Source organism: Chitinophaga sp. W3I9, assembly GCF_050434025.1.
Lineage (GTDB): Bacteria > Bacteroidota > Bacteroidia > Chitinophagales > Chitinophagaceae > Chitinophaga.
In genome coordinates this window covers 2074234-2087921 of sequence record NZ_JBNPWC010000001.1, presented here as the reverse complement: position 1 = coordinate 2087921, position 13688 = coordinate 2074234, and the positions used below count along the sequence as shown (strand labels likewise).

General features: G+C 43.7%; 14 protein-coding genes and 1 tRNA gene. 10 read left to right on the top strand and 5 right to left on the bottom strand.

Features of this window, described 5'->3' with window-relative positions:
• Nucleotides 1-5 precede the first annotated feature (5 nt).
• Genes QFZ51_RS08925 through QFZ51_RS08915 form a run of 3 tightly spaced genes read left to right on the top strand, consistent with a single transcriptional unit; the run spans nucleotide 6 to nucleotide 1926 of the window.
• Nucleotides 6-890: a hypothetical protein gene (locus QFZ51_RS08925; protein WP_429045185.1), complete on the top strand. Its 885-nt coding sequence runs from the start codon at nucleotides 6-8 to the stop codon at nucleotides 888-890.
• 3 nt (nucleotides 891-893) lie between these two features.
• Nucleotides 894-1460: a PKD domain-containing protein gene (locus tag QFZ51_RS08920; RefSeq protein ID WP_429045184.1), complete on the top strand. Its 567-nt coding sequence runs from the start codon at nucleotides 894-896 to the stop codon at nucleotides 1458-1460.
• Nucleotides 1444-1926 (top strand): glycoside hydrolase family 16 protein, encoded by a 483-nt coding sequence (locus tag QFZ51_RS08915; RefSeq protein ID WP_429051575.1) that lies wholly within the window; start codon nucleotides 1444-1446, stop codon nucleotides 1924-1926. The genes QFZ51_RS08920 and QFZ51_RS08915 overlap by 17 nt, the downstream gene beginning before the upstream one ends.
• A gap of 108 nt (nucleotides 1927-2034) precedes the next feature.
• On the opposite strand, the gene QFZ51_RS08910 is transcribed toward QFZ51_RS08915, so the two are convergent.
• Nucleotides 2035-2877: a rhomboid family intramembrane serine protease gene (locus QFZ51_RS08910; RefSeq protein WP_429045182.1), complete on the bottom strand. Its 843-nt coding sequence runs from the start codon at nucleotides 2875-2877 to the stop codon at nucleotides 2035-2037.
• 279 nt (nucleotides 2878-3156) lie between these two features.
• Between QFZ51_RS08910 and QFZ51_RS08905 the strand changes: the two genes are divergently transcribed.
• The 5 genes from QFZ51_RS08905 (at nucleotide 3157) to QFZ51_RS08885 (ending at nucleotide 5481) form a co-directional block, all read left to right on the top strand.
• Nucleotides 3157-3230, top strand: a tRNA-Asp gene (locus QFZ51_RS08905).
• Between the two features lie 209 nt (nucleotides 3231-3439).
• On the top strand, nucleotides 3440-3616 hold the full coding sequence (locus tag QFZ51_RS08900; protein WP_429045180.1) for an Arm DNA-binding domain-containing protein: 177 nt from the start codon (nucleotides 3440-3442) through the stop codon (nucleotides 3614-3616).
• A gap of 153 nt (nucleotides 3617-3769) precedes the next feature.
• On the top strand, nucleotides 3770-4309 hold the full coding sequence (locus QFZ51_RS08895) for a Crp/Fnr family transcriptional regulator (protein WP_429045179.1): 540 nt from the start codon (nucleotides 3770-3772) through the stop codon (nucleotides 4307-4309).
• 75 nt (nucleotides 4310-4384) lie between these two features.
• Complete coding sequence (locus tag QFZ51_RS08890) at nucleotides 4385-4975, top strand: NAD(P)H-dependent oxidoreductase (RefSeq protein WP_429045177.1); 591 nt, start codon at nucleotides 4385-4387, stop codon at nucleotides 4973-4975.
• 29 nt (nucleotides 4976-5004) lie between these two features.
• Nucleotides 5005-5481, top strand: a complete 477-nt coding sequence (locus QFZ51_RS08885; protein ID WP_429045174.1) for a DUF4405 domain-containing protein — start codon at nucleotides 5005-5007, stop codon at nucleotides 5479-5481.
• Between the two features lie 150 nt (nucleotides 5482-5631).
• Here the strand turns inward: QFZ51_RS08885 and QFZ51_RS08880 are convergent, their stop codons facing one another.
• Entirely contained in the window at nucleotides 5632-6021 is a 390-nt protein-coding gene (locus QFZ51_RS08880) for a hypothetical protein (protein WP_429045173.1), read from the bottom strand.
• Between QFZ51_RS08880 and QFZ51_RS08875 the strand changes: the two genes are divergently transcribed.
• Nucleotides 6016-6879: an alpha/beta fold hydrolase gene (locus QFZ51_RS08875; protein WP_429045171.1), complete on the top strand. Its 864-nt coding sequence runs from the start codon at nucleotides 6016-6018 to the stop codon at nucleotides 6877-6879. The genes QFZ51_RS08880 and QFZ51_RS08875 overlap by 6 nt on opposite strands.
• A 189-nt stretch (nucleotides 6880-7068) precedes the next feature.
• On the opposite strand, the gene QFZ51_RS08870 is transcribed toward QFZ51_RS08875, so the two are convergent.
• Together QFZ51_RS08870 and QFZ51_RS08865 are read right to left on the bottom strand one after the other, a co-directional pair.
• Nucleotides 7069-9441, bottom strand: a complete 2373-nt coding sequence (locus QFZ51_RS08870; RefSeq protein ID WP_429045169.1) for an ABC transporter permease — start codon at nucleotides 9439-9441, stop codon at nucleotides 7069-7071.
• 206 nt (nucleotides 9442-9647) lie between these two features.
• Nucleotides 9648-10097: a hypothetical protein gene (locus QFZ51_RS08865; RefSeq protein ID WP_429045167.1), complete on the bottom strand. Its 450-nt coding sequence runs from the start codon at nucleotides 10095-10097 to the stop codon at nucleotides 9648-9650.
• A gap of 548 nt (nucleotides 10098-10645) precedes the next feature.
• On the opposite strand from QFZ51_RS08865, the gene QFZ51_RS08860 reads away from it, so the two are divergent.
• On the top strand, nucleotides 10646-11977 hold the full coding sequence (locus QFZ51_RS08860; protein WP_429045165.1) for a PQQ-dependent sugar dehydrogenase: 1332 nt from the start codon (nucleotides 10646-10648) through the stop codon (nucleotides 11975-11977).
• Between the two features lie 25 nt (nucleotides 11978-12002).
• Here the strand turns inward: QFZ51_RS08860 and QFZ51_RS08855 are convergent, their stop codons facing one another.
• Entirely contained in the window at nucleotides 12003-13634 is a 1632-nt protein-coding gene (locus QFZ51_RS08855) for a tannase/feruloyl esterase family alpha/beta hydrolase (protein ID WP_429045163.1), read from the bottom strand.
• Nucleotides 13635-13688 lie beyond the last annotated feature (54 nt).

Sequence of the window (13688 nt, the reverse complement as noted above, 5' to 3'; positions counted from 1 at the left end):
CGGTTATGAGAATACATATAAAGCTATTAACACCGGTGCTGCTGTTTGTATTGATGGTGATGAACAGTTGTAATAAAGATGATTTCCGGTTCGGCGATATCATCACACCATCCAAACCGATCTTAAATATTGAGATCACGGGTAAAGACGCCACGCATCCAAATGGCGGCGGCGCAGGAACGATAGTGGTAAATGTTGCTGCCGACAATACCATCAACTATAAAGTAGATTTTGGTGATGGCAAACCCGCTAAAACATCTACCAGCTCTGTTTTTCAATACCAATATGATCATACGGGCATCAAAACGCTTACGGTAAGTGTAACCGTTTATGGAAAGGCCGGCAACTTCAGCACCAATGCACAGGAGATCACGGTATTCAGGGCATTTGAGCCGGATCCTGCTTTTGTGGCCATGCTTACCAACAACGGCACCAAAAAATGGCGGGTGGATAAAGACAATCCCGGACACCTGGGCGTATCAGATGCGGCGGTATTTACCCCGGCGTGGTGGGCGGCTGGTCCCGATGAAAAAGCGGGCCTGGGTATTTATGACGACGTGTATACCTTCACTGCGAACGGCAATGCCTTTACCCATGAAACCAACAATGATATTTTTGGATCTAAAGAGTACCTGAAAGATTTTGATCCGTCGCTTAGCGGCGAGGGTGACTTTACCTTAACAGGGCCTAAAGCTGCCGGCTACACGGAAACATTTGGTTACGACGGCAGTGCCACTGCGGAGTATATTACTTTTTCCAGCAAAGGACACCTGGGCATGTATAAAGGCGTACATAAATACCAGGTACTTGAAAGAACCGCCACGCAGATGACCCTGCGTTGCTTACAGAGTCCCGGTGCATGGTATGTTAAAATAATAGCAATTCAATAGCGTATGAAATATATCACAGGAATGATGCTGGCATTACTGATCAGTACTACCAGCTGCGGAAAAAATGAAAAAGCGCCACCGGCGAAAACCGCGCCCACCAATCTGACACTTCATGTGGTGGTAAATACAGACAACAGCGGGGCAGTAGCTTTTACCGCTGCTGCCAATAACGCGGTTAGTTATGATTATGATTTTGGAAATGGGATCAATAAAACCGTTGCCAATGGTATTACCAACTATACCTATCCCGGCAGCGGCACCTATGCCGTAAAAGTAACAGCTAAAAGTGCAGATGGACTTACGCTGAGTAAGTCCGCCGACGTAACGGTTACTATTGCTTCCGGGCTGGTATGGTCAGATGAGTTTAACACCGATGGCGCGCCCGATCCTGCCAAATGGGGCTACGACATTGGCACCGGCGATAATGGCTGGGGCAATGCGGAGTCGCAGTACTACACCGACCGGTCGAAGAATGTGAGTATTTCCAATGGTATCCTGAAAATTACCGCCATGAAGGAAAAACTATTCCGGCAGTGCTTATACCTCCGCAAGAATACTCACCCGGGATAAGTTTGCCTTTACCTATGGTAAAGTAGAGGTCAGCGCCAAACTGCCTGCGGGTGGTGGCACCTGGCCTGCCATCTGGATGCTGGGCAGTAACATTACTACCGCCGGCTGGCCTGCCTGTGGGGAAATAGATATTATGGAACACAAAGGTAACGAGCCCAATAAAATATATGGTACAGTGCATCATCCCAATCATGCCGGTGCTAACGCCGACGGGGGTACGGTAATGGTACAGAATGAAACCACCGTGTTTCATAAGTATACCGTGGATTGGTCACCTGCATTACTGAGGTTTTATGTAGATGACCAACTGTTTTATACTTTCCCTAATTCAGGCAATGTGCCGTTTAATCATGATTTCTTTGTGATCCTGAATTTCGCAATGGGAGGGCATTTCGGCGGGGCCATTGATCCGGCGTTCAACAGTGCTTCGCTGGAAATAGATTATGTAAGGGTGTATAAAAATTAAGAGCTACTAAAGAAAAAAGGCGTCCGGCCTTTGTCTTTACCAGTATAAACCAGGTACCGATGCGGGTTCCCGGTTGTCTGGTAAGGGCAAAGGCCGGCGCCTTTTTTATTAACTTATCTGGCGGGAGTATCGCTCCAGTTTTTCTTTTTCTGTTTTGGTTAAGCTGTTAATCCCTTTATGATGGATTTTATCAAGAATCGCATCCACTTCTTTCTGGCGGTTGGCTTTTTCCACATTGTACAGGTCATCGATATCCGCCAGCACATGATGCTGATTATAAAAATAGTTATCGACCAGGATAATATGTGGCTTGTGAATAATGACATACATGAAGAATACACAGGGTACTGTGAGCGCGATAATAACAGCGATATTTTGTGTAATCGCTGCCGGTTCAATCATCAACCCGATGAGCATGCCCGCCATAGCGCCGCCCAGGTGGGCATCGTGGCCTATGTTATCGCGGCGTGACTTGATACCGTAAATAGAATACAATATGTATACGATGCCATACACCCATCCGGGTACGGGAAACAGTCCGAAGAAGTTCACCATCATACCCGGATACAGGACGATAGAAGCGAAAATGATTCCGCAGATGGCGCCGGAAGCGCCTACTGCACTATAGTCGTTCTCACGCCGGTGAATGTACAGGGATAGCAGGTTTCCGCCAATAAGGCTTCCGAGGTAAATGCAAACGTAAGCGACGGGACCCATATCAGCTTCCAGCATGACGCTGAAAAGCAGGAGGGAAATCATGTTAAAGATCAGGTGTTTCCAGCTGACATGCAGGAATCCGCAGGTGATCAAACGCCGGTATTCCTTGTACAGCAGGATTCTTTCTACTTCAAATTCATACTTATTGAACACGGTGCGGCTTTTAAATCCTCTCCAGGAAATAACCACATTAGTGAGAATGATTAACAGGGTGATGATACCAGTATAACTCATTTTATTTACGGGTCGTTTACAAACACCCCTGCAATATGTGAAATACTTTAAATATATCAAAATCCTTGTAATGGTTCTTTTCCGGAAATATAACCGTTCCCGTTAGGGTCATATGCTCCAAACCGTTTGCAGTAAAGGATTATGTCGATGTATATTTCACCCACAGGTTAATAAATTTCTGATTTTATTCAAAAAAATTTGGTTGTTTGAAAATAATGTTGCTACATTTGCACTCCCCAAAGGGGGATATAGATCGGCTGAAAGGCCCGTCTGTATTAAGGATCGGTAGTTCAGTTGGTTAGAATGCCGCCCTGTCACGGCGGAGGTCGCGGGTTCGAGTCCCGTCCGGTCCGCAAAGCCACTCTTAAAGAGTGGCTTTTTTTATTAAAACCCACCAGAATCGGGTTTAAGCAAGAAAAGCATATTGAGTAATAACAAACATTACCAAAGAGAAAGGGTACCTGTTTTATTTCCGAAATTGGTACCCTCAGTTAACCCTATGTTTTTGTGAGAAGGGTTTAGGAATGAGCGAATTTTTATTCGATCACCTAAAATGTGTGTTATGAAGGTCAATGAAAAACTTTCCATTCTATTACTTTTGGAAAAATCAAAGGCATCTAAAGACGGAAAGATGCCAATTACTATCCGCCTGACTGTAGACTCCAAAAGAGCGGAACTATCCCTGGGTCAAAAAATACTACCCGATTTATTCATTGCTTTTTACACTGTCGTGTGTTAACAAAAAGGCAACCTTAAAAAAATCGCTGGTTAAGGCCAGCGTGAGTCAGCTTTTTTCATAACTTTAATCGAGTCTCGCAGAGAGAACTCGCTCCGGATCTGCTAATTAGTCGCCTAACGTTAGCGGCAACCCTAAAATAGCACTAAAAATAAGATGAAACAGGAAAATGTGCAGCCAAACAAATGGGAAATATTCAACCCCTATTTCAAACAAATAGAGGTTCCGGCTAAAGCCATCCTCTTGCAAGAAGGGAAAGTATCAAAAACGATGTACTTTATTGAAAAAGGATGTTTGCGGACTTGGGTTAACAATGACGGCAAAGAAATAACCACTCAATTCTTCTTTGAAGGTGACAGTGTATCTTCCATTGAAAGTTTTAGAACTAACCGGCCAAGTTTATACAGTATTGAAAGTTTGGAGCCCTGTGTCTTACAGACCATTTCACAAAAAGATTTTCAAGATATTATCCAAAACTCACCTGAGCTAAAAGACAATCTGGTTGAACATCTATTTATGCGGCTTATAAAAAGTCAACAGATTTTCTTTTCCTATTTAAAAAATACGCCTCAACAACGCTATGCAGAATTGTTGGAACAGCATCCAGAAATTATAAAACGCATCCCACAGCACTATATAGCTTCTTACTTAGGCATTACTTCTGTATCCCTAAGTAGGATACGTAACAGAAGATAAAAAAACTTTATTAACAATTGTTATCGTCCGGCGGTTAAATCCTTCTCAATTTTACATTGTAAATGAACAATAAAAATGAGAACAGTAATCGTATATAACCATCCTTTCGAAGGAAGCTACTGCAATGCCATACTTAGCGTGGTTACCAATGGGCTTCGAAAAGCCAATCACGAAATTGACCTGATGCACCTTGACCGGGAAGAATTTAACCCCAGAATGTCTGCGGAGGATTTAAAAGGCTTTGTAGCACATCAAGCCGTAGACCCACAGGTAATCGATTACGGTAAAAGATTGGAAAAGGCAGACCATCTGATTTTTATTTTTCCGATCTGGTGGGATATTATGCCGGCTACAACCAAAGGGTTTATAGACAGAGTATTAGCACCAGCCGTTGTGTATGATCATCACCCGCGAGGTTTCGGGCTCGTTCCCCTTTTAAAAAACCTGAAAAGTATTACGCTTATTACCACAATGAACAAACCCAAAATAATGTATTCGCTGCTCATCGGAAATTTGATTCAGAAAGTAATGCTTAGAAGCGTTTTCAAAACGATGGGATATAAGAACCTAAATTGGATTAGTTATAACAGGGTAAAATCGGTTACCCAGGAAAAGAGAGTCAAATGGTTAAATAATTTAGAAAAAAGGTTTACTGATTTTAAATAGACTTTAACAAAAAAAACGAATTCCAAAAAATGAAACCAGACAGAAAATATGTAACACCATTCATCTCCTTGCTATTTATGGTCTTGGCCATTACGGGGATTTTTATGCTATTTCATCTCTTTGACGGATATACTGAAGTTGCACATGAATTAATTGGAATTGGGTTCGTACTTGCCGCAATTTTACATATTATACTAAATTGGAAAGGCTTAAAAGTCCATTTTATGAAACAAGTATTTATGCCAGCGGCCATTGCTGTAACAGTGTTAGCTTTAACTTTTGTTTATCTGGAACGAAAGCAACTTCCATTGGATATTGTTATTGTCGACAAAACATTTAAAGCTCCTTTAAAGGAATCATGCAAAATTCTGAGCATAGACTATTCCATAGCAATCAGAAAGTTAGAAGAAAAGGGGTATAAAATAAGCGACATAAAAACGCTTGAGGATATTTGGAAAAAAAATGATACAGATCCACAGGAAGTTATTGAATTACTAATGGACTAAACTTTTTGAAATCAACAGGGCGGCAGCCTGTCAGGATGATACCAATGAGGTAAGGCCAGTTTAAACTTACTTCCAGGGTTACGTTTTAACTGTATTGGGCGGGATTTAATCCGACAAATCAAAAATTTGTTATCCTAACTTATTCTACAATTAATGTATAACGTTTTGTTGAAAAAAGACAATTAACTCTTTTGCGATTTTTTCCGGGCTGTTGTCATTGTCGGCGGCCGTATGTCCTAAACCATGGAATTCTACACGCTTTGCCTTTGGCAAAGTGGTGCTTAATGTATCAAGTGCAAGTTTAAGGTAACGTTGGCTCCTTGTCCCTCCCATCAGTAGCACTTCAGCTTTAATTTCTTTACAACCGTCTATCAGTCCGGAAGATTCACGGACCAATATGAGATCGTAATGCATCGTTGGAATTAAGGATTTAAAGCACACGTCATCGCCCGATTGTTTCTTAGCATTTGCGCTTATAGCAATATTTAGCAATGGTGCAATTAGGAAGCCGGGAAAGGACCTCTGGTTATACTGTTGCACGGTTTCCCGGAATTATGGTATTCCTGGAGGCAGCAACTGTCTGCGCTGGCTCAGGCAGGTTATCATGCTGTAGCACCAGATCTGCGCGGTTTCGGGGAGTCAGAGGTTACAACTGACGAAAGGGATTATAGTTTAATTCAGCATGCCAAGGATGTGAAGGCGCTTATTGACCATATTGGCGCTGACAAAGTTGTAATAGTAGGACATGATTGGGGGGCAAATCTGATTTGGACTATGACACAGCTATACCCGAATACGGTAAGTGCAGTAGTAGCACTGAGCATCCCTTTTTATCCGGAACCAAGAGACCCGGCAATGATCCGGAAAAAATGGTCAAGTGTTTTCACAAATTTTGAAAAGAAAGGGATTGTGGAAACTGAATTTGAAAAGAACCCCGAGCGGTTTTTCAAACTTTTTTTCTATGCCCTTTCCGGAGATGCACCGGACGGTGCCATCGAAAAACTTTACTTAAAGACAACACCCAATGACAGGTTAATGACCTCCTTTCCCCCAACAGATCAGCTCCCCGCATGGCTTAGCAAGGAAGATCTTGATTATTATGTCAATGCATATAAAAAGACAGGTATAACCGGCGCATTAGGTTTCTATCGTAATACTGATGAGGACTATCCGAAACTTAAAATAATTTATAAAAGAGGAATCACCCAACCTGCACTGTTCATTGGTGGAGCAAAAGAAGCTGCTATTAAATTTGGCAGTACAGAGCAGATGAAAAACAGTCTTCCGAATCTCAGAAAAGTCGTTCTTTTGGAAAATTGCGGCCATTGGGTCCAGCAAGAGCGAGCCCAGGAAGTAAACAATGAATTGATTGAGTTTTTAAAGCAGGAAATAAAATAAGCACAATAGCTCTGACCCTTCTTTTAATTGCTTTTCAACAACGAGTGCAAAAAGCAAAAGAACCCTTCGGTTTGTTGCTGCTGGAAGCTTTACATTTCCCGTCCGCGGAATAAACCCGAAAGTTTAGCAATACGAAAAAAGCCTTCAGATGAATAGTCTGAAGGCTTTTTTCGTATTGTGCCAATGAAGCTATTCCGTTTTCAAACTCCGCACCGGGTTGATCATAGCGGCTCTTACTGCGTGGAAACTCACCGTAAGCACGGTGATACCGACAGTGATTATGGCGGCCAGGATGAAAACCAGTGGCCCTATGCTGATGCGATATACATATTTCTCCAGCCAGCTATTAAGAAAATAGAAGGCCAGCGGAGAGGCGATCAAACAACTGATCATCACAAGAATAACAAATTCACGGGATAATAATGCCCATAACTGCATGACAGACGCTCCCAATACTTTCCGTATGCCAATCTCTTTGGTTCGCTGTTCTGCCATATAGGAGGCCAGTCCAAACAAACCAAGACAGGAAATAAAAATTGCCAACAGGGAGAACAGACCAGTTAATTTACCGATCAGCATTTCCAGTTCAAATTTCTTTGCATAAGCTTCATCGGCAAATTTGTAGATATAGGGATAAGCGGTATTATACTGTCCAAAGATCCCGGCAATCCTGTCAACTGCTTTTGTTGTACTCACCTTTGGAGACAACCGGTAGGTAATAAATCTTGCTCCATTAGGGTTGTACATAAAGACTGTCGGAGTAGGCGACGAAAAAGGAGATTCCATAATAGCATCCTTGGCGACACCTATGATCTTTAAATTATGACGGCCATTATAAGCAATAACCTGTCCTATCGGGTCTTTCAGCTTCATCCGTTTAATAGCGGCTTCATTCACGATTACATTCAACGAATCGGCGCTTGTGTTACCGGTAAAGTCCCTGCCCGCAGCCAGATCTATATCCATCGTTCTGAAGTAATTATTATCCGCAACAAACACAACTGCGGCGCCCACTTCCTCCACGGGTGTTTTTCCTGGCCAGCTTTCGATACTACTGAAGTTCCTGAGTGCAATGACGGTCTCCGAAGACATGGTAACATCCGTTACCACACCACTCTGCAGCAAATCATTTTTTAAAGCCGGATAATTTTTCTTCAGATCGCTGCTGGCGTCAGTCATCATCAATCGTTGCTGATCATAGCCTACAGGACGTTCCTGTGCATATTTTATCTGCTGATAAATAATGATGGTGCTGATGATGAGTGTTATGGAACAGGAGAATTGTATTAATACCAGCATTTTTCTCGAACGCACCGCTCCGCGATCGGCCTTTAATATTCTGACAGGTCTGAAAGAAGAAAGATAAAAAGCAGGCCGGCTGCCCGCCAATAAGCCAGTGAGCAGCAAATAGCTGATCATAATGATCCAGAAAAATACATTCGTATATGGAATGCGGATAGTTGCCTGTGTTAGTGTATTAAATGAGGGTAATGCAATTTGCACCAACAGCAGCGATACGATAAATGCGGCAAAAGTGATCACAAAAGATTCTGTCAGAAATTGTAAAATCAGTTCATATCGCTGGGAGCCCATGACTTTTCTCACGCCTACCTCCTTTGCTCTTTTTTCAGACCGCGCCGTAGAAAGGTTCATAAAATTGATACACGCAATCAGCAACACAAGTATCCCGGTAACACTAAATACCCTTACATAGCTGATCATCCCACCAGTAGCAATCCCATTTTTAAACTCTGTATAGAGATGCCAGTCTTTCATTTCCTGCATGATTACTTCAGTATGCGAATGCTTATATTCTTCGGGGTTATACCTGGCTATGATCTTCTTCAGTGCTGGTTCCACCTGCGCATAGGATACTCCGGGCTGTAATGACACATACACATTGGATGTAATCTGGCCCCACATGTTAAGGTATTCTTTTATATCGCTGTTCTGAATAAGATATTCATAAGGGATAACGTAGTTAAATTTCAAAGTAGAATTGTCCGGAATATCTTTTAACACACCCGTCACTTTCAGATTGTTCTGATTATCGATACGGACAATCTTATTCAGCGGATCTTCATTTCCAAATAATGATTTTGCGGTCGACTCCGTAAGTACGATCGAATAAGGATCATTTAACACCTGCTCTGCGCGGCCTCTTAACAAAGGATACTGAAATATTTTCAGGAAATCATTCTCCGCTATTATTCCCGGCAGGTATATCTTCTTCTCTCCTGCTACCAGCCCGTGAGGTTTTATCCAGTCCGTCATGACCGCATGTTTGATACCAGGAACGTCCCTTCTCAATGCTTCTGCCAATGGCATAGGTGAAACAAGATAGGCATATGCCTCTCCATTATTCCCGGTACCTTTTAGCCCGGCCTTATAGATCTGCTGACTATCAGGAAGGAACCTGTCATATGAATACTGATACCAGATCCACAAACCAATGATCAACGCCACCGCCATCCCCGTGGCAAGGCCCAATATATTCAGCAGACTATATAATCTATTGTGGATAAGGTTGCGCCAGGCGAGCTTAAAATAATTTTTAAACATGGAGATAGCTTTGACCCCACCACTACTAATAAAATACCAGTTTCTAATATTATAAAAACCAATGAATTAAAGTTGCCGGTATTTTTCAACCTGTCCGGTTTTGTACAGTTGATGTCCGGTTTAAAAGCTGGAATAATTCATTTAGCCTTCACTATTCTAATGCAGGCAATCGTACTTCACACCTATTTATCATCAGGTAAATTTTTCTATTTTAAAATCCTTCTCGGGAATATGAACCATTTTCCTTTTTTGCGATATTCCCTTATAGAAGAAATAAGCCATTTAGAATAGGTAGCGAAGTCTGCGTCATTATCCCGTGAAAAAAGTTCAAATATTTCACCGCCCCAGTCTACTACTATATAAAAGTAAAGGTCATCCGTTTTCCCTGTTCCCCACAAGAGACTATCGGTGGTCCGGTAAATTGGAAATCCATAGCCTTTTGCTATGTCTTGTTTAACTTTATCATCATTCCAGGTGTAATTGTCATAGGCTCTCCAAAAGAGATGTATTTGAAAAACATCTTTTCCGTTAGAGTATCTATCATCTTCTCCCATCGGATTGTCCCCTTCTATTAATTTAAACCCTTTAGGAAAGGATGCTTGCCCTAAACCAGTCATCACATAGAGCAGGAAGAGAAAACTAAAAAAATACTTCATAAGTTCGTATAAGTTGGTAACTCAATATATAATCTCTAACTGAATTTTTAAATTATTAACCGGTATTGAGCTCCGCTTACAGGTAACCTCCTTACCGGCATTCTGATGCTCTCAGCAGTTACTTGTGCAAGGCTACCCTGGTCTATAAACCGGTAGCTTTATGATAACTGGTTTTCTTCACCAGGAAAGCATTTGGGCGGTGGTCCCTGCCGCGGCGGGTTCCTTCATTCCCAGAATGCGATAGATAGGTTTAAAGGACAGGCAGCAACTAATGATTCATTGCAATTTAAGCCGAAATCTTTCGGGGAAGAATCCTATATTTAATGTGGATTAAATCCGCCGGTCTTTAGCACATCATAAAGCCGGAATAATATGAGTGTGGATCTGTCAGCATTTTTTTGGAGGCCGGGATGTAAGCCCTTATACAAGGCAACCATTTAACCGTCACTCCGGGGTTATCAATAAAAACGATTTAAATGCGCTGTTGCTTCAGGCAAGGCGCACATCCCGGCGTTAATAGACCTATGACAATATAAATGATACAAAGTATGGAAAGACTTTTACTGACTGCCGGTTTTGTGGCATTACTGGCTGTTTTGAATGGATGCAGCAGCGGCAAGCCCAAAACGCAACATAAGGCAGCGGATTCACTGGAAATCATCAATAATACGCCCCCCGATTCCCTGCCTGCCCCCGGTGCTACTCCGTCAGTCACTAATTTCAGTCACGTTATCGGTTGGGAAGATGGCAACAAACCAATTGCCCCGGAAGGATTTGTAGTCAACAAATTTGCTGATGGCCTGAAAAATCCCCGATGGATCTACGTGGCGCCCAACGGTGACATCTTCGTTTCCGAAGCACATGCCATTAAACGATTTTCCCAGGAAGTAATCAATGCAATGAGTGGTAAATCCAAATCAGAAAATAACAACATTACTGCGAACAGAATCACCATGTTCCGGGATACCAACCAGGACGGAGTGCCTGATGAGCGGCATGTCTTCCTGGAAAACCTCAATCAGCCAATGGGAATGCTGATCCTGAACGACAAATTTTATGTGGCCAATACCGATGCGCTGGTGCAATATCCATACACTGCCGGCATGACGGAAATGAAAGCAGAAGGCAAGAAAATTTTAGACCTTCCCGCGGGTGGTTATAATAACCATTGGGCGCGTAATGTGATCCAAAGTGAAGACGGCACCAAACTGTATATATCCGTAGGTTCCGGCACCAATGCCGCTGAACATGGAATGGAAAATGAAAAAAACAGGGCTAACATTTTGGAAGTAAATCCGGATGGTACCGGCGCCAGAGTATATGCGAGCGGATTACGCAACCCGGTTGGCATGGACTGGGCACCGGGTACACATACCCTGTGGACGGTAGTTAACGAGCGTGATCAGCTGGGTAACGATCTTGTACCCGATTACTTTACCAGTGTGAAAGATGGCGCATTTTACGGCTGGCCCTATTCCTATTTTGGTCAGCATGAAGATCCTGGTCTTAAAGGCAAGGCGCCCGAACTGGTAAAAAGTGCGCTGACGCCAGACTTTGCCCTGATGGCACATTCAGCGTCCCTTGGACTGCTCTTTTACAAAGGCACTGCATTCCCCGAAAAATACCGCAACGGCGCATTTATTGGTCAGCATGGCTCATGGAACCGCGACTACCTCTCTGGTTACAAAGTGATCTATGTGCCGTTCAAAGATGGCAAACCTGCCGGTAAAGCGGAAGATTTTCTGACCGGATTTATCGCAGATGAAACTAAAAGTGAGGTTCATGGCCGCCCTGTTGGCGTTACTATGGCTAAAGATGGCGCATTGCTGGTGGCGGATGATGCATCCAATACCATTTGGCGTGTAGCTGTAAAAAAATAGTCGATGGCGTGAGCGGACGCCGGTACTATTGAAGGTATTTCTCAGCCGGTACTAACACTTCTCCCCTTGGATGCTCCACGGCTTTGTAGCTGGAAGGATCTCCCGGATCTCCTCCGGTATATTCAGGAAATTGAGGATAAGGATAAACCGGTCGTTGAAACCTGAATGATGAATCGGCGCCGCAACAACCCAAAGCAGCGGCAATAATTTTGGCGGGAGCCACCCCTTCTTCTACCCACTTCACCAGCGCCAGCAAAACATCGTGTTCACTGTCCTGTTTTACAGCGGTCCTCAGATTTTGTCCAAAATCATTGATGCCTGGTCCGCCGCCACAATGTCCCATACCCGGTATCAAAAAATACCTGAAAAAATGCTGTGTTTTTTTCAAGCTGCCCTGCAGATGTATGACGCGCTCATAGTAGTTAATCGCATCCGGATAGGGAACAAGGGCATCCGCTGTTCCGGTATACATAATAAGTTTGCCACCGGCTTTTTTAAAGCTGCCCAGATCCGGGTTATTGGCGTTAAGCAACGGGGCAAGCATGGAGTCTACCACCACCTGGTGTTTATCAAAATCAAAGCTGCGGTAATCAAAATCGGCTCCCAGCGCCCAGCGATAAGGATACAACAGGCTGGCAGCTCCTTTTGGTGTTTGCTGAAGTTCAAGTCCGCCTCCGGAATTCTCAGCTCCGGGAGGGAGCGCGGCATATATCTGCTCTCCTGTACGGGGATTCACCGGTCCCAGATATATTTTTTTTAAGGCGGTCAACTGCGCGTCGGTCAGGCGCGGGCCTTCCTCCTTTCTTCCGCGTTTAAAAAGCTCACCAGGATCGAATCTGGCAAGTCTCGGATCAGTAAGGAAGCTGTCGGATGGCGCCCCGCCATCCTTACCGGCATATGCGGAAACAATCGTTTTTGTAATATACGCCAGGTCCGCCGGTGAATACCGGTTTCCCGGAGTTTCATTGATGGCATTATAGTTTAACAGGAACCCGGTATGTAAATGCGTGCGGTTATTTGCCGGCGCTCCTGCAATGATGCCGTTATAATCGCCGGGATATCGCTGCGCCTCCATCAATGCCTGCTGCCCACCAGTTGAACAGCCCACAAAGTAGGTATGATGCGGCGCCTTACCATAATATGCTTCCACTATCTGTTTGGAAACAACCGTCATCAAATGAGTGGCGCGATAACCGAAATCCGCCCATCGTTCCGGGTGATTAACAGCGGAATCCACGCCAGGTGAGGTACCCATGTCTGTATTAGCCGTTGCAAAGCCCTTTTTTATTCCGTTGGCCAGCCTGTCATAAATAATGGTGCCACCACCTCCGCCATTGCCGGTCCCTAAGAACCGGCCGTTCCAGCTATTGCGGGGCATCCACAGTTGAATTCTTATATTGGATACAGGTGTTGGTTTAAGTGTTATGGCAACGAGGCAAAATGCCGGCAACCCGGTAAATGTTGTTGTTGAACCAACAGGCTGGTAAGGACCATCATTGATGTATTGAATATCCGTGATAGTTAACCCTGGTATTTTTAGTGCAAGTATTTTCTGCCGCAGGCTGTCTGTTGCGGTGGCAGGATGCATGGCTTCTGCAGTTAGCAAACCCAATAAGGCCATAAGGAATATACCGGCGTGTATAATGGCTCGTAGCATAGCTTTCATAAAATTGTATAACGTGGTGGGTTGCACTATAAACACTGAAGGATG

Excerpts from the sequence above, each read along its gene's own strand:
- QFZ51_RS08860 (WP_429045165.1), top strand. The coding sequence starts at position 10,646 with ATGGAAAGACTTTTACTGACTGCCGGTTTTGTGGCATTACTGGCTGTT.
- QFZ51_RS08910 (WP_429045182.1), bottom strand. The coding sequence starts at position 2,877 with ATGAGTTATACTGGTATCATCACCCTGTTAATCATTCTCACTAATGTG.
- QFZ51_RS08895 (WP_429045179.1), top strand. The coding sequence starts at position 3,770 with ATGAAACAGGAAAATGTGCAGCCAAACAAATGGGAAATATTCAACCCC.
- QFZ51_RS08890 (WP_429045177.1), top strand. The coding sequence starts at position 4,385 with ATGAGAACAGTAATCGTATATAACCATCCTTTCGAAGGAAGCTACTGC.
- QFZ51_RS08885 (WP_429045174.1), top strand. The coding sequence starts at position 5,005 with ATGAAACCAGACAGAAAATATGTAACACCATTCATCTCCTTGCTATTT.
- QFZ51_RS08900 (WP_429045180.1), top strand. The coding sequence starts at position 3,440 with ATGAAGGTCAATGAAAAACTTTCCATTCTATTACTTTTGGAAAAATCA.
- QFZ51_RS08920 (WP_429045184.1), top strand. The coding sequence starts at position 894 with ATGAAATATATCACAGGAATGATGCTGGCATTACTGATCAGTACTACC.
- QFZ51_RS08870 (WP_429045169.1), bottom strand. The coding sequence starts at position 9,441 with ATGTTTAAAAATTATTTTAAGCTCGCCTGGCGCAACCTTATCCACAAT.
- QFZ51_RS08855 (WP_429045163.1), bottom strand. The coding sequence starts at position 13,634 with ATGCTACGAGCCATTATACACGCCGGTATATTCCTTATGGCCTTATTG.
- QFZ51_RS08925 (WP_429045185.1), top strand. The coding sequence starts at position 6 with ATGAGAATACATATAAAGCTATTAACACCGGTGCTGCTGTTTGTATTG.
- QFZ51_RS08865 (WP_429045167.1), bottom strand. The coding sequence starts at position 10,097 with ATGAAGTATTTTTTTAGTTTTCTCTTCCTGCTCTATGTGATGACTGGT.